The 16,412-nt window shown below is 76.5% G+C and carries 16 protein-coding genes and 1 tRNA gene; 6 read left to right on the top strand and 11 right to left on the bottom strand.

Going from position 1 to position 16,412, the window contains the following annotated elements:
• Positions 1-13 precede the first annotated feature (13 nt).
• From ABD990_RS09355 to ABD990_RS09340, 4 genes are all read right to left on the bottom strand, one after another.
• Positions 14-1,231 carry an NAD(P)/FAD-dependent oxidoreductase gene (locus ABD990_RS09355; protein ID WP_345379802.1) on the bottom strand — a complete coding sequence of 406 codons (1,218 nt, stop codon included), beginning with the start codon at positions 1,229-1,231 and terminating at the stop codon, positions 14-16.
• A gap of 178 nt (positions 1,232-1,409) precedes the next feature.
• The gene (locus ABD990_RS09350; RefSeq protein WP_345379800.1) at positions 1,410-2,189 is read right to left on the bottom strand and encodes a SigB/SigF/SigG family RNA polymerase sigma factor; all 780 of its coding nucleotides are present in this window, start codon (positions 2,187-2,189) and stop codon (positions 1,410-1,412) included.
• Positions 2,186-2,605: an ATP-binding protein gene (locus ABD990_RS09345; protein ID WP_345379798.1), complete on the bottom strand. Its 420-nt coding sequence runs from the start codon at positions 2,603-2,605 to the stop codon at positions 2,186-2,188. Before ABD990_RS09345 ends, ABD990_RS09350 begins: the two co-directional genes overlap by 4 nt.
• Positions 2,606-2,713: 108 nt before the next feature.
• Positions 2,714-3,127, bottom strand: coding sequence for an STAS domain-containing protein (locus tag ABD990_RS09340; protein WP_345379796.1), 414 nt, complete (start codon positions 3,125-3,127; stop codon positions 2,714-2,716).
• A gap of 143 nt (positions 3,128-3,270) precedes the next feature.
• On the opposite strand from ABD990_RS09340, the gene ABD990_RS09335 reads away from it, so the two are divergent.
• Together ABD990_RS09335 and ABD990_RS09330 are read left to right on the top strand one after the other, a co-directional pair.
• On the top strand, positions 3,271-5,514 hold the full coding sequence (locus tag ABD990_RS09335) for a SpoIIE family protein phosphatase (protein WP_345379794.1): 2,244 nt from the start codon (positions 3,271-3,273) through the stop codon (positions 5,512-5,514).
• Between the two features lie 242 nt (positions 5,515-5,756).
• On the top strand, positions 5,757-6,458 hold the full coding sequence (locus ABD990_RS09330; protein ID WP_345379792.1) for a hypothetical protein: 702 nt from the start codon (positions 5,757-5,759) through the stop codon (positions 6,456-6,458).
• A gap of 259 nt (positions 6,459-6,717) precedes the next feature.
• Here ABD990_RS09330 and ABD990_RS09325 read toward each other — a convergent pair whose 3' ends face one another.
• The 5 genes from ABD990_RS09325 to ABD990_RS09305 form a co-directional block, all read right to left on the bottom strand.
• Positions 6,718-7,026 (bottom strand): WhiB family transcriptional regulator, encoded by a 309-nt coding sequence (locus ABD990_RS09325; RefSeq protein ID WP_345379789.1) that lies wholly within the window; start codon positions 7,024-7,026, stop codon positions 6,718-6,720.
• Positions 7,027-7,302: 276 nt separating this feature from the next.
• Complete coding sequence (locus ABD990_RS09320) at positions 7,303-7,698, bottom strand: STAS domain-containing protein (RefSeq protein WP_345379788.1); 396 nt, start codon at positions 7,696-7,698, stop codon at positions 7,303-7,305.
• 167 nt (positions 7,699-7,865) lie between these two features.
• Entirely contained in the window at positions 7,866-9,674 is a 1,809-nt protein-coding gene (gene selB, locus ABD990_RS09315; RefSeq protein WP_345379786.1) for a selenocysteine-specific translation elongation factor, read from the bottom strand.
• A gap of 1 nt (position 9,675) precedes the next feature.
• The gene (gene selA, locus ABD990_RS09310) at positions 9,676-11,031 is read right to left on the bottom strand and encodes an L-seryl-tRNA(Sec) selenium transferase (RefSeq protein WP_345379784.1); all 1,356 of its coding nucleotides are present in this window, start codon (positions 11,029-11,031) and stop codon (positions 9,676-9,678) included.
• Positions 11,032-11,052: 21 nt separating this feature from the next.
• A complete protein-coding gene (locus ABD990_RS09305) occupies positions 11,053-12,180 on the bottom strand; it encodes a hypothetical protein (RefSeq protein WP_345379782.1) in 1,128 nt (375 codons plus the stop codon).
• A 104-nt stretch (positions 12,181-12,284) separates the two neighbouring features.
• Here ABD990_RS09305 and selD point away from each other — a divergent pair, with 104 nt between their 5' ends.
• Positions 12,285-13,328 (top strand): selenide, water dikinase SelD, encoded by a 1,044-nt coding sequence (gene selD, locus ABD990_RS09300; protein WP_345379781.1) that lies wholly within the window; start codon positions 12,285-12,287, stop codon positions 13,326-13,328.
• Positions 13,329-13,357: 29 nt separating this feature from the next.
• On the opposite strand, the gene ABD990_RS09295 is transcribed toward selD, so the two are convergent.
• Together ABD990_RS09295 and ABD990_RS09290 are read right to left on the bottom strand one after the other, a co-directional pair.
• Positions 13,358-13,453, bottom strand: a tRNA-Sec gene (locus tag ABD990_RS09295).
• Positions 13,454-13,469: 16 nt separating this feature from the next.
• Entirely contained in the window at positions 13,470-13,859 is a 390-nt protein-coding gene (locus tag ABD990_RS09290; RefSeq protein ID WP_345379779.1) for an STAS domain-containing protein, read from the bottom strand.
• Positions 13,860-14,068: 209 nt separating this feature from the next.
• Between ABD990_RS09290 and ABD990_RS09285 the strand changes: the two genes are divergently transcribed.
• From ABD990_RS09285 to ABD990_RS09275, 3 genes are all read left to right on the top strand, one after another.
• Positions 14,069-14,362, top strand: coding sequence for a DUF2795 domain-containing protein (locus ABD990_RS09285; RefSeq protein ID WP_345379778.1), 294 nt, complete (start codon positions 14,069-14,071; stop codon positions 14,360-14,362).
• 57 nt (positions 14,363-14,419) lie between these two features.
• Positions 14,420-15,118 carry an alpha/beta hydrolase gene (locus ABD990_RS09280; RefSeq protein ID WP_345379777.1) on the top strand — a complete coding sequence of 233 codons (699 nt, stop codon included), beginning with the start codon at positions 14,420-14,422 and terminating at the stop codon, positions 15,116-15,118.
• Between the two features lie 417 nt (positions 15,119-15,535).
• Positions 15,536-16,393, top strand: coding sequence for an alternative oxidase (locus tag ABD990_RS09275; RefSeq protein ID WP_345379776.1), 858 nt, complete (start codon positions 15,536-15,538; stop codon positions 16,391-16,393).
• The last annotated feature ends 19 nt before the right edge of the window (positions 16,394-16,412 follow it).

Here is a 16,412-nt window from a genome sequence, read left to right as displayed (position 1 = left end):
GGGCCCCGGCACCTCATTTCTGCAGCGAGGCCGCGAACTCCAGCGCCTGCGCCCGGTCGGCCTCGTTGAGCAGCAGCGCGCGGTAGCGCGCGATGTAGCGGGCCGCGCCGAAGCCGGCCACCGCGACCAGCCGGTCTCCCCGCAGGTAACCGACCACGGTGCCCTTGATCGTGCCGCCGGCGAGCCCGTCGCCGTGCAGCGGCAGGATCGCGTCGGCCAGGTCCGGTCGGCCGATCAGCTGGATCTTGAGTCCGAACTGGTCCGACCAGAAGTAGGGGACCGTGGCCGGCGGGGGCTCGGTGCCGGTGATCGCCCGGGCGACGACCGTGGCCTGGTCGGTCGTCGAGGTCCAGTGCTCGTGCCGGTGCCGGCCACCGAGGGCGGGGTAGTCCCAGGCGGCGGCGTCGCCCACCGCCCACACGCCGTCGAGCCCGACCACGCGCCCCTGCGCGTCGCACGGGATGCCGTCGACGAGGTCCAGTCCGGAGCCGGCGAGCCAGTCGAGGTCCGGCCGCCCGCCGATCCCGACGAGCGCGACGTCGGCCTCGATCCGCGATCCGTCGGCCAGCTCGACGGCCACGCCCGGGCCGGACGCGTCGACGAACCCGGTCAGCGCGACGCCCGTGCGCAGGTCCACCCCGCCCTCGCGGATCAGCCGGGCCGCGAGCGCGCCGACCTCCTCGCCGAGCCCGCGGACCAGCGGCACCGGCGCGGCCTCGACCATCGTGACCTGCACGCCCTTGCCGACCGCCGTGCTCGCGACCTCGGCGCCGATGAATCCGGCACCGACGACGAGCAGCGTCGAGGCCTTGTCGAGCTCGTCCCGCAGGGCCAGGGCGTCGTCGAGGGTCCGCAGGGTGTGGACGCCCTCGGGCTGGCCGGGCAGCCGGCGCGCCTCCACGCCCGTGGCGAGCACGATCGCGTCGGCGGTGAGCACCGCGCCGTCGGCCAGCTCGACCTCGCCGGGCCGCAGCGCGACGGCGCGCAGCCCCAGGTACATGCGGACGCCGAGGTCCTCGAGCGCGGCCTGCTCCTTGAGCGCCAGCCGCTCGGCCTCCCAGTCGCCGGCGAGCAGCTGCTTCGACAGCGGGGGACGGTCGTAGGGCGGGTGCACCTCGGCGCCGACGAGGCTGATCCGGCCCTCGTAGCCCGCCTGCCGCAACTGCTCCACGGTCCGGATGCCGCCGAGGCCCGCCCCGACGACCAGCACGTGCTCCGGCCCACCGCTCAACGTCCACGCTCCTGTGCTCGGCGACTGCCCGGGCGCCGTCCGACGCCCGGCCGGCGACGCGGCCATCCTCGCCGACGGGTGGGGCCGATGTCTCGGGGCCCCCGCGCTCTGTAGCGCGCCCCACAACGGGACCGGTGAGGGCCGGCGGTGCTCCGGCGTCCGACCGCCGCCTGCGACGTCAGCCGGTGCGGGTGTCCGGGTCGAGTCGCGAGCGCAACCGGTCAAGGGTCTGGGCGAGCAGCCGCGAGACGTGCATCTGCGAGATGCCGACCTGCTCGGCGATCTGGGTCTGGGTCATGTTGCCGAAGAACCGCAGCATGACGATGGTGCGCTCGCGCTCGGCCAGCTCGCCGAGCACCGGCCGCAGGGCCTGGCGGTGGTCGACGCGGTCGAGCTCGGCGTCCGCGGCGCCGACCAGCTCGCCGACGGTGGCGCTGCCCTGCTCGGAGGAGAGCATCTCGTCGAGCGACGAGCTGCGGTAGGCCTCCGAGGCCTCCAGGCCCTCGAGGACCTCGGCGACCGGCACGCCGAGCTGCTCGGCGATCTCGGACGGCCGAGGCGCGCGGCCGAGCCGCTGGGACAGGTCCGACACCGCGGCGTTGATGGACACGTGCATGTCCTTGAGCCGCCGCGGCACCCGCATCGACCAGCCCTGGTCCCGGAAGTGCCGGCGGACCTCGCCGCTGATCGTCGGCACGGCGAAGGAGAAGAAGTCCGTGCCCTTCTCCGGGGAGTAGCGGTCGACCGCGTTGATGAGTCCCACCGTCGCGACCTGGACCAGGTCGTCGAGCGGTTCGCCGCGGTGGGCGAAGCGCCGCGCGATGTGCTGCGCGATGGGCAGGAAGCCGGTCACCAGCCGGTCCCGGAGCGCCTCGCGGCGCGGATCGTCCTTGTCGAGCCCGGCGTACTCCGCCAGGAGCGGGGTCAGGTGACCGTACTCGGAGTCGGCCGCGGTCACCGGGGGGCTGCGTCGGCGCGCTTGTGCAGGCGGATGCCCACCGTGCCGCTGCCGTTCGCCTCGAGCTCCACCTCGTCGGCCAGCGTCTGCAGCACACGCCAGCCGAAGGTGTCCGTGGACACGGGGGTCGCCGCGTCGGCGGTGTCGACCTCGGCGTGGACGCGGATGAGCTCCTCGCGCACGTCGAAGGTGCACCGCAGCGACGAGCCCGGCGCAGCGACGTCGACCAGGGTCGCGCACGCTTCGTCGACGGCCATCCGCAGGTCCGAGATGGCGTCCAGGTCGAAGTCCGCGCGGGCGGCCAGGTCCGAGGCGACGGCACGGATGGTCGGGATCAGCGAGGCCGAGGCGCTGGTGCGCACCTCCACCACGGATCCCGGCGTCTCCACCGTCCCCGGGCCGTCTCCGGCACCCACGGGATCCACTTCGGACACGCGACGTCTTCCCTTCGTCACGGACCCGCTCGGGCCCTCGATCCCCATCGTGCTACCCGGGGTGCGTTCTTATCAATCCGGCCGGCGTGGTCAACCGGCGGGCCGGTCGCCGTCGATCCGGGCGAGGAGCTCGTCCAGGGCCGGGAGCAGGGTGAACAACTGGTCGGACCCGGTGACCTCGAGCGGCCTCGTGACCGCCCGCGAGCCCCCGAGCAGGTGCAGCACGCGGCCCTGGGACCCCGCCGTGTGCGCGGCCCGGATGAGCACCGCCAACCCGCTCGACGCCAGGAACCCGACGCCCGAGAGATCGACCGCGACCACCGCGTCGGCCGGCTCGGCCGCGAGCAGTCCGCCCAGCGCCTCACCGAGGATCGGGGCGGTCAGGGTGTCGACCTCCCCGTCGACCAGGAGCACGTGCACGCCGGGCGCCGGTCGGGTGAGGCTCGTGTCGAGCCCGCCGGGGCGGGACGGACCACGCGAGGCGGGGAACGACAGGGCACTCACCTCCGGCGTCGGCGTGCCGACGGTCGGTCGCGGGCACGCGTGGGCGCGAGACGGCTGGGGGCTCAACCGATCCCGGCGCACCCTACCCAGGGGGTGGGCGCCGCCGGGGCGCGGGTGGGCCGCGTGCCCATTACGCTCGGCGCGTGGAGACGACGGACGCGCGGGGCCTCGCCGAGGACCTGGCCCAGGAGGTGGCCCACGGGGTCGCGGGGAACGGTCTGCCCGGTTCCCCCGCCGAGCTGCCGCAGGTCCTCTACGACGCGCCCGCGGCCGTCCTGGTGATCGACCTGGAGCGGCGGGCCGTCGTCTACGCCAACGCCGCCGCGGTGGAGCTGACCGGACACCGCGTGTCGTTGCCGGTCGACATCGACGCCTGGGGCGACGCGGCGGGCCTGACCGACCTCGGCGGCAAGCGGATGAGCGAGACCAGCTCGCCCCTGTCGCTGGTCGCGGCGGGCATTCCGGTCGCGGGCGAGCCCGTCGCAGTGCACGACGCCGCCCGGCGCGGCTCGAGCGTCACCGAGGAGCAGCGCGACGCCGCGGAGGGCCGGCTGCTGTGGGTGACCGGCTTCGTCCTGGGGTCGGGCGGGCCGGCCGAGGCGGGGAAGGAGCTGCCGGTCCCCGAGGAGCTGAGGTCCCGCGCGTTGGTGGTGTTCCTGCAGCTGTCCGGCAGCGAGCACGGTGACCGTCGGCGGCTGGAGGTGCTGCGCGACCGCGCGGTCGTCGCGACCGACATGTCCTTCACCATCACCGACCCGCGGCGTGAGGACGACCCGCTGATCTGGGTCAATCCGTCCTTCACCCGGCTCACCGGGTACACGGTGGAAGAGGCGGTCGGCCGGAACTGCCGGTTCCTGCAGGGCCCGAACACCGACCGCGCGGCCGTGGAGCGGATACGCGCGGCGCTGCGCGCGCAGGAGCCGATCACCGAGGTCCTGCTGAACTACCGCAAGGACGGCACCGCCTACTGGAACCAGGTGTCGATCTCCCCGGTGGTCGACGGCGCCGGGGACCTCGTCAACTTCGTCGGTGTGCAGAACGACGTCACCGAGCGGGTGCTCGTCGAGCAGGAGCGGCGGGCGGCCCTCGCCGACGCCGAGGAGGCCCGCAGCCAGCTGCGGCTGCTCGCCGAGGCGACCACGCACATGACCGAGGCGCTCGGCGTCGACGACGCCTGCCACGGGTTGGCCGGGCTGGTCGTGCCGGAGCTCGCCGACGTCTGCGCGGTGGACCTGCTCGACCGCCCCGGATCCGGTGTGCGGCGGGTCGCCGTGGCGGCCCGCGACAGGGCCGACGAGGACCGCATCGCGCGGATGGCCGAGCTCCGCAACTACCGGCCGGGCCAGGGCACGACGACCGGCCAGGTGCTGGCGACCGGTGAGCCCGTCCTGCTCTCGGACCTGCCCGAGCACGGCGCCGACCGGTTCGGCGACGGGGACGCCGACGCGGTCGGGCTCTACGACCGGCTCCGGCTGCGCTCGGCGATGGTGGTGCCGCTGCGCGCCCGCGGCCGGGTCCTCGGCGCCGTCACCCTGGCCACCCAGCACCCCTACGGCCGCCGCTACGGCCAGCGCGACCTGCACCTGGCCACCGACCTGGCCGGGCGGGCCGGGCTGACCGTCGACAACGCGCGGCTCTACGAGCAGGAGCACGCCGCGGCGGCGACCCTGCAGCACAGCCTGTTGCCGGCCGTCCCCGAGGTGAGCGGGCTGCAGATGGCGGCGCGGTACCGCGTCGGCACAGACGGCAACCAGGTCGGCGGGGACTGGTACGACGTGCTGCCGCTGCCGGACGGGGCGGTCGGCATCGCGGTGGGGGACGTCGTCGGGCACGACCTGTCGGCCGCGGCGGCGATGGGCCAGCTGCGCGGTGTGCTGCGCTCCTACGCCTGGGACGGCGGTCGCCCCGGCTCGGTGCTCGACCGCTGCGACCAGCTCGTGCAGGGGCTGGAGATGGCGTCGATGGCCACCGCGGTCTACGCGCGGCTCGAGCCGCCGGACGGTTCCGGCGACCGGGTGCTGCACTACGCCAACGCCGGGCACCCCGCGCCGCTGCTGCTGACCCGCGAGGGCGAGCTGCGCCGGCTGGACGAGCACCTCTCGCCGATGATCGGCGTCGTCCCGACCCTCGGCCGGGCCGGCGAAGAGGGCCGCACCGAGGCCACGCTCACCGTTCCCGCGGGCGCCCTGCTGCTGCTCTACACGGACGGCCTCACCGACATCGCCGGGGAGGACGCCGACGAGCGCGCCGAGCTGCTCGAACGCACCCTGCGGGAGGTCCCGGCGGACTCGCCCGCGGAGGAGGTCGTCGACCGGGTGCTGGCCGCCTGCGAGCCGGACCACCTGCGGGACGACATCGCCGTGCTCGCCGTGCGGCTGGAGGTCTGAGAACCCGGTCCGTGGTCCGATGCGTCCCGTTCGTCCCGCGCCGGCGACCGCTGCACCTGATCGGGGGAACCGACCGCCCGCTCCCGGCGCCCGCTCACGGACCCGTGACGCCCGTTCGGCGTGCGGGGCCGCATTCCGGGACTGCGACAGGAAACGATGCCGTTGACACCGGCTGACGAGGCCGGAGCGAGACGGTCGGCAACGGGGCCGGTCGGCAGGGGGGCGAGTTTCATATGGTGGCGGTGCCGGAGATCGAGGGCATCGGCACGCCTGCGCAGCGGCGCGGCGGGCCCGTCCGCATCCCGCCCGCGCGACGGCGCCTGGTCGCCGTCGCGGTCAGCCCCATGGAGCTGTTGCGGCCGGAGTCGGACCTGGCCCGGCTGGTCGCCGACGCCGGGCGGGTGGACCTGCTCCTCGCCCGGGAGGACGCGCTCGCCGCGCCGCCGGCCGTCCCACCGGGCGACACCGTCGCGAATCTGCCCGCCGCCCTCGACCAGGTCGACATCGGGTTCGCCGACACGGACGTGCGCCTGCCCGCGGCGCCCCTCGGCGGCGACGGGTGGGCCGCGCTCGACCTCGGCGGCGTCGACCTGGACGCCCTCGACGACCTGGACGAGGACTTCGGGGACGACGAGGACGACGAGGACGACGAGGACGGCCTTCCCGCCGCGGTCGCGGCCCTCGGGCTGCAGGACCTGCACGTCCACCGGCTCGGGCTGCCCGGCCGGATCGGCCCCGCCGCCGAGGACGACCTGGTCGCCGCCCTCTCCGAGCTCGTCGGCTTCGACCCCGAGCCGGGCGTGTACTGCGTGGCCCCGCTGCCCTCGCCCGCCGACCCCGAGCGGTCCGCGGTGGTCGCCGCCGTCCAGCGGGTCGTCCGCGTCTACGGGCTGCCGATGCTGCGCTACCGCTGCCTCGAGCTCAGCGTGGTCGGCGAGGGCTGAGCCCCGCTCCGAGCACCTCCGCGGGCACCGTCCGCGCCCGATCGCAACCGACGAGGGGCTGGGCCCCGCTCCGAGCACGACCGCGGGCACCGTCCGCGCCCGACCGCAACCGACGAGGGGCTGGGCCCCGCTCCGAGCACGACCTCGGGCACGTCCAGGCCCGATCGCACACGACGAAGGGGCGGTCCCGGAGAACCGGGACCGCCCCTTCGACGCGTCGGCCCTTCCCGCGGCCCCCCGACGCCGCGGGAAGCACTCCTCAGCTCGCGGAGGCGAGCCGCTTCTGCTGCTGGTCGCGGCGCTCCAGCAGGACGCGACGCTCGGACTCGCCGAGGCCGCCCCAGACGCCGAACGGCTCGCGCGTCTCGAGCGCGAACTCACGGCACATGTCGATCACGGGGCAGCGCTGGCACACCGCCTTCGCCTGGGCGGTCCGGCGGGCGCGGGAGGGGTTGCGCTCGCCGTCCGGGTGGAAGAAGACCGCGCTGTCCATGCCGCGGCACGCGCCCAGGCGCTGCCACTGCCAGGCGTGGTCCATGGGCCCAGGGAGGCGGGACACGTCGCTCACTCGGCTCACCTTCGCTCTCGTGGGAGGGCCCGACCACGTGCCGGGCGATCTGCCGCGGCGTTCCCCGAGCCTTTCGTGGCCAAACGCCGGATCGGCCGGAACACAGTGGAACGGGCGGAAGTCGCCGGACGCGGAGGCGGGCGGCCGAGGCTCGACGGGCCCGACGGTACGAACGTCCGTGCAGCTCAGAGCGGTCGGCGAGGATCCCCCGAACGGCGCCGGGGCGCATCTCGACACACCATGATTGTGACTCTCCTCACAGCGGGTCGAGGAGGGTCAGGTGGCTTGGAGGGCCTGCTCCACGGAATCGTGGATGTCGAACATCGGCACGAGGCCCGCGATCGAGAGCGGGCGCAGCACCCGGCGACCGGTGCACGCGAGCCGGAGCTCCACCCCGGCCTGGTGCGCCGCCTCCCGGACCTCGATGAGCACGGCGAGGCCGCTGGTGCCGAGGAACGTGACGCCGTCGAGCGCCAGCACCACGAGCTGGGCGCCGTCCGACAGCTGGCCGAGCACGACCGAGCGCAGCTGCGGGGAGGTCAGCATGTCGACCTCGCCGCCGACCTCGACGACGACCTGCCCGTCGCCCGCGGGCCGGGTGGAGACGGTGATCTGGTCGTCCGACTCGCCGCGGCGGACCGCGGCGCCGGAGGTGTCGTGCGTGTGCTGCATTGGCGGAACGGTAAGGGCTGCCCGACCTCACTGCCACTCGGAGCGGGGCCCCTGTGCCTCCCGTCTCCGGCGGCGCGGCGAACGGTCCCCGGGCCGCGACGAAGGCGCGGTCGCCGCGGGCCCGCGTCGTCGACCCGGTGCTGATCCGGTGCCGATCCGGCGCCGGCTCAGCGCAGCTCGTGGTGGCTGTCGTCGGGCCGCCGGGTGTGCCCGGTCCGGCCCAGCAGCTCGAGCAGTGGCACCGCGACGCGGCGGCTGGTCCCGAGCGCCTGGCGGGCCTCGCTGAGGGTGAACACCGGCCCGATGGTCCGCAGCACCGCGACCGCGCGGTCCGGCGCGTCCGGGAGCAGCACGACGCCGCGGGCGAGCTCCACCAGCTCGCCCGCCCGCACCAGCGCCGCGAGCTCCTTGGTGCCGAGACCGAGCTCGGCGAGGCGGTCGGCGTCCGGGGCGGCGAACGGGGCGCCGACCAGATCGGCGCGCAGCGCCCCCAGGGCGTCCCGGACGGGCGCGGGCAGGGCGTGGGCCCGGTCGAGCCGCACGCGACCGTCCCGCAGCACCAGGGGGACCTCGCCGGGACCGACGGCCGCGAGGACCGCGGGCAGCAGCGCGGCGTCGGGGAGGCCGGCGGCTCGCCGTGCGGCCTCGGTGGTGAGCCCGGGATCGAGCGGCTCGGCCGCGTCGTGCGTCCGGACGGCCTCGGCGAGGGCCGCGGCGGCACCCGCGGCCCGCGCCGGGTCGACCAGCCACCCGTGGGCCGCGGGCAGGCGCAGCGCCGCGACCTCCGCGGGTGGGACGCCCATCGCGACCAGGTCAGCGCCCCGGGCGACGCCGCGCCGGACGAGGTCGCCCGCCGCGGTGGCGAAGCCGGGGGCGGCCAGCTCGTCGGCCCGGCGTCGCGCGGCGCCGCGGCGGGTCAGCGCGGGCGGCCGGACGTCGAGGACCACCGCCCCGGCGAGGACCGCGCGCCGCCCCGGGTCGCGCAGGACCGCGCGGTCGCCGATCCGCAGCGGGAGCGGGTGCTCCAGGCGCAGGCGGGCGTGGTGCGGCCCGAGCGGGCGCACCCGGGCGCCGGTCGCCGCGGCGCCGGCGTGGAGCATGAGGTGCCCGGGCAGCTCGACGGGCGCGGCCACGGCGGGCGCCGTGCGGCTCCCCGGCGCCCGCAGCCGGACGTCGATCTCCGTCGCGGTGAGCCACGCGTCCGGGGTCAGCAGCGCGTCCCCGCGCCCGACTGCCTCCTTCGGCAGCCCGCGCAGGTTCACCGCCACCCGCGCCACTCCGGTGACCTCCTCCCGGGGCTCGCCCAGGCTCTCCACCGCCCGGACGCCGACGCGGCGTCCGCCGAGCTCCAGCTCGTCGCCGACCCGGATCGTGCCGGCCCCGAGGGTCCCGGTCACGACGGTCCCGGCGCCGCGGATGGTGAAGGCGCGGTCCACCCACAGCCGGACGTCGGCGGCCGGATCGGGGTCGGGCAGGCCGGTGACCAGGGCGTCGAGGGCGGCGCGGAGCTCGGGCAGCCCGTCGCCGCGGGGCGCGCAGACCGGGACGATCGGCAGCTCGCCGAGCGACGAGCGCGCCAGCGCGGCCTGCGCGTCCTCCCGGGCGGGCTCGGGGTCGAGCAGGTCGCAGCGGGTGATCACGAGCAGCCCGCGGTCGACGCCGAGGGCGTCGAGGGCGTCGAGGTGCTCGGCGGACTGGGGCATCCAGCCCTCGTCGGCGGCGACCACGATCATCGCCGCCGGGACCGGGCCGACCCCGGCGAGCATCGTGGTGACGAACCGCTCGTGGCCGGGCACGTCGACGAACGCCAGGTCGGTGCCGGAGTCGAGCCGGGTCCAGGCGAACCCGAGGTCGATCGTCAGGCCGCGGCGGCGCTCCTCGGCGAGCCGGTCGGGCTCCATCCCGGTCAGCGCGCGGACCAGGGTGGACTTGCCGTGGTCGACGTGCCCCGCCGTCGCGATCACGCGAGCGGGCACGTCAGGTCCCGGCGGCCGTGACGGCCGCGGCGACGGCGGCGGCGAGATCGACGTCGTCGGCCGGGTCCAGGGCGCGCAGGTCCAGCAGGCAGCGCCCGCCCTCCAGCCGGCCCAGGACGGCCGGGTCGCCGGCGCGCAGGGCCGCGGCGAACCGCTCCGGCAGCGCGACGGCCGCGCTCGGCAGCGTGAGGCCCGGCGCGCCCCCGCCGCCGACCGTGGCGACCGAGTCGACGGCCTCCGCCACGCCGCCGAGCGTCGGGTTCAGCTCGGCGGCCAGCCGGGCGGCGCGGCGGCGCAGGTCCTCGACCGGGGTGTCCAGCGCGGCGCGGACCGGGGTGCCGGGGCCGCGGAGCGTGGCCTCGAGCGCCGCGAGCGTGAGCTTGTCGACGCGCATGGCTCGGGCCAGCGGGAAGCGCCGGATCCGCTCGACGAGATCCGCGCCCTCGCCGGCGCCGCCGAGCACCAGCCCCGCCTGCGGCCCGCCGAGGATCTTGTCGCCCGAGGCGGTGACCAGGGTGGCGCCGCGGGCGAGCATGCCGGCGGCGTCGGGCTCGTCCGGCAGCAGCGGGTGCGGGGTGAGCAGCCCGGATCCGATGTCCGCGACGACCGGCACGCCCAGTCCGGACAGCTCCTCCGGGTCGACCGCGCTGGTGAAGCCGCTGACGGTGAAGTTCGAGGGGTGCACCTTGAGCACGAACCCGGTCTCCGGGCCGATCGCGCGCTCGTAGTCGGCGAGGTGGGTGCGGTTGGTGGTGCCGACCTCGCGCAGCCGGGCGCCCGTCGACTCGAGGAGGTCGGGGATGCGGAAACCGTCGCCGATCTCCACCAGCTCGCCGCGCGAGACGACGATCTCCTTGCCCGTCGCCAGGGTCGCGGCGACCAGGGCGAGCGCGGCCGCGCCGTTGTTCGCGACGTGCGCGGCGGCGGCCCCGGGGACGGCCGCGAGCAGGGCGTCGATCACCCCGGCCCCGCGACGGCCGCGGGTGCCGGTGGTCAGGTCGAGCTCGACGTCGCAGGTGCCCGCCGCCACGGCGAGCGCCTCCCGGGCGGCGGCGGACAGCGGGGCGCGGCCGAGGTTGGTGTGCAGCAGCACGCCCGTCGCGTTCAGGACGGGGCGCAGCCGGGTGGCGGTGCGGGGGAGGGCGGCGAGCGCGACGTCGGCCACCTCGGCCGGGGCGATCGCACCCGAGCGGGCGCGCTGCTGTGCGTCGACGACCGCGCGCTTCACCAGCGCGCGGCCGAGCCGGTGCACGGCCTCGGCCAGGCGGGGGTCGGCGAGGACCGCGTCCGTGCGGGGCACCGCGCGGCGGGGGTCGGGCGGGGGAGCGGTCGTGCCGCGGACCGAGGCGTCCGTCATGGGGAGAGCATGCCGTGCCCGTCAGCCGGAGCGCAGGGCGTGTCTGCTCTCCGTGCTCTGCTCGCGACGCTGCTCCGGGACCCGGACGCCCCGGCGGTCCGCCGGGTCCTCGGCCCGGTCCTCGGCCCGGTCCTCGCCTGAGCGGGCGGCCTGCCGGTCCTGCTCGGCCGCGAACAGGTCCGCGGTACCGGGCGTGGGGGTCCAGACGGCCGGGCCGGGGGTCTCCGGATCCGCGGCCGGGTCCTCGCCCGTGACCTCCGGCGCGGTCCCGACGGCGCGCGTTTCGTCGGCGTTCCCGGCCGCCGGGTTGGCGGCCGCCGGGTGGGCGGCCTCCGGCTCGGTGGCCTGGTCGGGCTCGGCCTCGACCGGGATGCGGTCCGTGGTCGCGGCGTCGGTGGTCCCGGCCTCGGTGGTCGCGGCCTCGGTGGACGCGTCCGCAGCGTCCCCGGCGGGCTCCCCCGGCAGGTCCGCGGTCTCGACCCCGTCCTCGGGCGGTCCGACGGGCAGGGCCGCGCCCTCGGCCGGCGTCGCCGGCTCCGGCGCGCCGGGAACCTGTGCCGGGTCCCCGGACGGCGTGCCGTCGAGCGCCCGCAGCTCGGCACCGAGCGCGGCGTGCACCCGTGCCAGCTCGCCCCGGACCGCGACCCGCAGCCCGGCGAGCTCCTCGGCCTGCCGCACGTGCTCGGTCACCTGCGTGGCCAGGTGCGCGCGCTCCGCGGCCACCACCGCCCGCTCGGTCTCCGCCTCGGCCCTGGCCCGGCCCGCCGACGCGTGGGCGCGCTCCATCAGCTCGGCGGCCTCGCGGGTGGCGGCGGCCCGGATCTCGGCCGCCTCGCGAGTCGCGGCCGCGCGGATGTCCGAGGCCTCGCGCTCGGCGAGCCGCAGCACCTTCTCCGCCCGGAAGCCGAAGCTCTGCGGCACCGCCGGCAGACCCTCCGCGGGCGTGCCGGCCCGCAGCGTCCGCAGCTCCTCGGCGAGGCCCGCGGCGTGCTGCTCGGCCATGCGGCGGGCGTTCTCGGCGGCCCGGGCCCGCCGCTCCAGCTCGCGGACCAGCGCGTCGACCTGGTCGCGCGCGTAGCCGCGGCGCACCACCTCGAACGCGCCGGACCGGTTGACCGGGTCGGCGTCACGCTCCGGAACGGGTGTCACGCCTCCGAAGTGTGAATGCCCGCGAAGGCGATCTCCCCACGGGGTCCGCCGGGGTCGGTCAGTGGGAGCCCGTGTGCGGCGGGCGGAGAGGTTACGGTCGCACCATGACGCAGGTGACGACCGAGCAGGCGCGCAGGCTCACCCAGTTCAGCCACGGTGCGGGCTGCGGGTGCAAGATCGGGCCTGGCCGGCTCGCCGAGGTCCTCGCCGGCGTCACCCCGCCCAGTCACCCCGATCTGCTGGTCGGCACCGAGACGGGTGACGACGCCGCCGTCTGGCGGCTCTCGGCCGACCGCGCACTCGTCGCGACCACGGACTTCTTCACCCCGGTCGTCGACGACCCGCGGACCTGGGGCCGGATCGCCGCGACCAACGCCGTGTCGGACGTCTACGCGATGGGTGGCCGCCCGCTCTTCGCGCTCAACATCGTGGCCTGGCCGTCCGAGACGCTGCCGCCGGAGATGCTCGGCGAGGTGCTGGAGGGCGGCGCGGACGTCGGCCGCGAGTGCGGGTTCGCCGTGGTCGGCGGGCACTCGATCGACGACCCGGAGCCCAAGTACGGCCTGGCCGTGGTGGGCGAGCTGCACCCGGACCGCATCCTCACCAACACCGGCCTCCGCCCGGGGGACGCCCTGGTGCTGACCAAGCCCCTCGGTGTCGGCATCGCCACCACCGCGGTCAAGGCGGGCACGGCCGGCGAGGACCTGCTCGCCCGCGCCGTCGACGCGATGTGCACGCCCAACGCCGCCGCGTCGGCCGCCGCGCTCACCGCCGGCGCGACCGGCTGCACGGACGTGACCGGGTTCGGCCTGCTGGGACACCTGCGCAAGATGGTCGCCGCGTCCGGGGTCGACGCGGAGCTCGTCGTGGGCGACGTGCCGCTGCTGCCGGGGGTGCGGGAGCTGGCGGAGGCGGGCACGGTGCCGGGCGGCACCCGGCGCAACCGGGACTGGGTGGCCGACGTGCTCGACCTCGGGCCGGATGTGAGCGAGACGGACGTGCTGCTGCTCGCCGACGCGCAGACCTCGGGCGGGCTGCTGTTCGGCGCCGCCCCGGACCGGGCGGCGGCCGCGGTGGCGGAGCTGCCGGGCGCGGCCGTCGTCGGACGGGTCCGCGGGGGGACCGGACGGATCCGCGTCAGCCGGTGACCACGCGCGGCCGGACACCATGGGGAAGATGGCGGAGGCGGACGGGAATCGAACCCGCCTGACCGAGATGCTCGGCCACGTCGGTGTTGAAGACCGCGGGGGCCACCAGGCGCCCGTACGCCTCCCTGCTGCGGGAGCGGCTCAGCCGGTGGGGCGCAGCGCGTCGGACACGCCGTCGGCCACGTCGAACAGCGCGAGCAGGCCGGTCGCCTCGAGCGCCCGGGTCACGATCCGCGATCCGCAGACCAGTCGCAGGGTGTGCCCGCGCCGCTCCACCGCGTCCTTCGCCGCGACCAGCACCGCGAGCCCGGCGGACCCCAGGAAGGTCACCCCGGACAGGTCGAGGACGACCAGCGGGGCCTCCGGCAGCCGCGCGTCGAGCTCGGTGCGCAGCAGGGGCGCCGTCAACGTGTCGATCTCGCCGTGGACGTGCGCGACCAACGACGTCCCGTCACCCTCGCCGGCTCGTTCGAAGCGGACGACGTCCTCGATCTCGACGCCGCCGTCTTCGGCGGGGGTCTCACTGCTCATTACGCACCGTGCTCCTCGACTTCCGCGGACGCGTGCTGCGGACTGTCGCCTCAACCGCCCGCCAACCCTACGGTGGCGCGCCGGGACCGCACAACAGACGCCCCCTCGGGCGGGTCGCGCAACATCCGAGTTTGACCCGGTGTGATCCAGGGCACTCTGCGGCGACTCGCCCGGTGCCCCTCCCGGAGCGCGTCGACCAGGAGGAACCCGTGTACCGACGGACGTCCCGCGCCGACCTGGCGCGCCTCGGCCACGTCTTGGCAGGCCTGTCCTACCCGGCCGCGAAGTGGCAGATCATCGCGCACGCCGACCACTACGGCGCGGACTCGGTGAGCGCCGGCCAGCTCTGGTCGCTGCCGGTCGGCACCTACCCCGACCTCGTCTCGATCGGCGTGGCGCTCGGCCTGCTCCCGCCCGTCCGGCCGGGGTACCGGCAGCAGCCGGGGGTCCAGGCCGCCGGGGCGGACCGGGCCCACGCGGACGACGGCGCCCGCGACGCCTGACCTCCCGCCGCCGTTCGGCGGTTGTCGCTCGGTGTGACGCGGGCCACTCTCGGCCCCATGGCGACCTACGTCCTCGTGCACGGCGCGTTCGTCGGCGGGTGGTACTGGGACGACCTGCGGCCGCGGCTGGAGAAGGCCGGCCACGCCGTGGAGGTCGTGCCCCAGCTGCCCAGCTCCGGGCCGGACCCCGCGGCGCTCGGTGATCTCGCCGACGACGCCGAGGTCGTGCGCCGGCACGTCGCGGCGGCCACCGAGGAGCACGGCGAGCCCGTGGTGCTCGTCGGGCACTCCTACGGCGGCATGGTGATCACCGAGCTCGCCGATCATCCCGACGTGGCCCACAGCGTGTACATCACGGCGATGTGGCCCGCGCGCGGCGCGTCCGCCTTCGACATGCTGTCCACGCTGCCGCCGCTGCCCTGGATCGTGCCCGGCGACGACGGGACGCTGCGCACGGTCGACGACATCGAGATGCTGCACGCCTGGGTCTGCGCCGACGTGCCGATCGAGCGTGCGGCGCCGCTGCTGCGCCGCACCCGCCCCCAGTCCGCGGCGAGCGTCGCCATGCCCAGCTCCGCCCCGGAGCAGGCCCACCCGGCCACCTACGTGATCTGCGAGAACGACGTGAGCGTCCCGCTCACCGCCCAGGAGGCGATGGCCGCGTCCGCCGACCACGTCGAGCGGCTGCCCTCGTCGCACGCGCCGATGCTCTCCATGCCCGACCGGCTGGTGGACGTCCTCGACCGGATCCGCTGACCGGGCGCCGTCCCGCTGCGGCGGCGCGACGCACCGGAGGTGGTGCTGGCCTCCCCGCCTCGAGGTGTGGGTGCCGCGCACGCTCCACCGGGCAGCACGGTCGTCCCGCGTGCCGGGCGACGACAGGGTTCTCCCGACCGCCCGGAACCCCCGCCGGGCCGACCCGGAGGACCCCGCATGCGCCCCGCCCCGACCCCCACCGGCCTCGAGCACGGAGTCCCCGTGCAGGTCGGGAGCGTGCCGCCGCCCCGCCGTCCCGAGCCGGCGCAGGCCGCCGCCCCGCCCCGACCCGCGCCACGCCCCACCTCGCGCCCGACACCCCGGCCCGCTCCCGCCGTCCCCCTGCACCCCAACCCCGTCCACCCCGGCCAGACGCACCCCGGCCAGACACACCCCGGCCAGACACACCCCGGCCCGGTGCGCCCCGCACCCGGCCACCCGCACCACGTGCTCCGGCGCCCCGGCCCGCTCCACCCCCTGCCGCGGCACCCCGGACCGCGCCCCGCGGGCCCGTCTCCCGTCCGTGATCCGCGTCCCGGCGGCGACGGCACCGCCTCCCGACGCCTTCCCTCCCCGGACGGGGCCCACGAGCCCGGCCACCCGCTGACCGCCGCCGCCACCCCGCGCCTGGGCCGGCGCGCCCTGCGCCGCGAGCAGCTCGCCACCCTGGCCGCGCCCCGCCGCCGCTACTCGCTCCTCGCCCGGCTGCTCTTCGTGACCACGGACCTGCTCTACGGCCGCCGGCGCACCCTGGAGAAGTTCCAGGTGCTCGAGATCGTCGCCCGGATCCCGTACCAGATCTGGGAGAACGCGGCCTACCGCCTGCTCACCCGCCGGCACCGCGACGGCGCCCTGGCCCGCCGCGTCCACGAGCGCATCGAGGAGAACCGGGAACAGCAGGACAACGAGCAGTGGCACCTGCTGATCGTCGGCGAGCTCGTGCGGGCGTCGGGGAAGCGACTCGGCCGGGTCCGCTTCCGGGTGCTCCCGCTGCTGCTCGCGCTGTCCTATTACCACGTGGCCTGGCTGATGTTCGTGCTCGCGCCGCGCTGGAGCTACCGGCTGAACGCGGACTTCGAGGACCACGCCGAGCACGAGTACGCCGAGTACGTCACCGAGCACCCGGAGCTGGAGACGGTGCCGCACCGCTCCGCCTTCGCCGACCGCTACGGCGCGCACGCCACCGTCGCCGACCTGCTCCGCCAGATCGGGCACGACGAGCGGATGCACAAGCAGGAGTCGGAGCGCTACCTCGCGGAGGGCCGGTTGGGGTGATCCACGGGCCGTCGTAACG

The sequence above is a fragment of the Pseudonocardia yuanmonensis genome (assembly GCF_039542425.1).
GTDB lineage: Bacteria > Actinomycetota > Actinomycetes > Mycobacteriales > Pseudonocardiaceae > Pseudonocardia > Pseudonocardia yuanmonensis.
This window is presented reverse-complemented; position numbering and strand designations above follow the sequence as displayed.

Coding starts and splice junctions, on each gene's coding strand:
- selD (WP_345379781.1), top strand. CDS start 12,285: ATGACGCAGGTGACGACCGAGCAGGCGCGCAGGCTCACCCAGTTCAGC.
- selA (WP_345379784.1), bottom strand. CDS start 11,031: ATGACGGACGCCTCGGTCCGCGGCACGACCGCTCCCCCGCCCGACCCC.
- ABD990_RS09290 (WP_345379779.1), bottom strand. CDS start 13,859: ATGAGCAGTGAGACCCCCGCCGAAGACGGCGGCGTCGAGATCGAGGAC.
- ABD990_RS09280 (WP_345379777.1), top strand. CDS start 14,420: ATGGCGACCTACGTCCTCGTGCACGGCGCGTTCGTCGGCGGGTGGTAC.
- ABD990_RS09320 (WP_345379788.1), bottom strand. CDS start 7,698: ATGCAGCACACGCACGACACCTCCGGCGCCGCGGTCCGCCGCGGCGAG.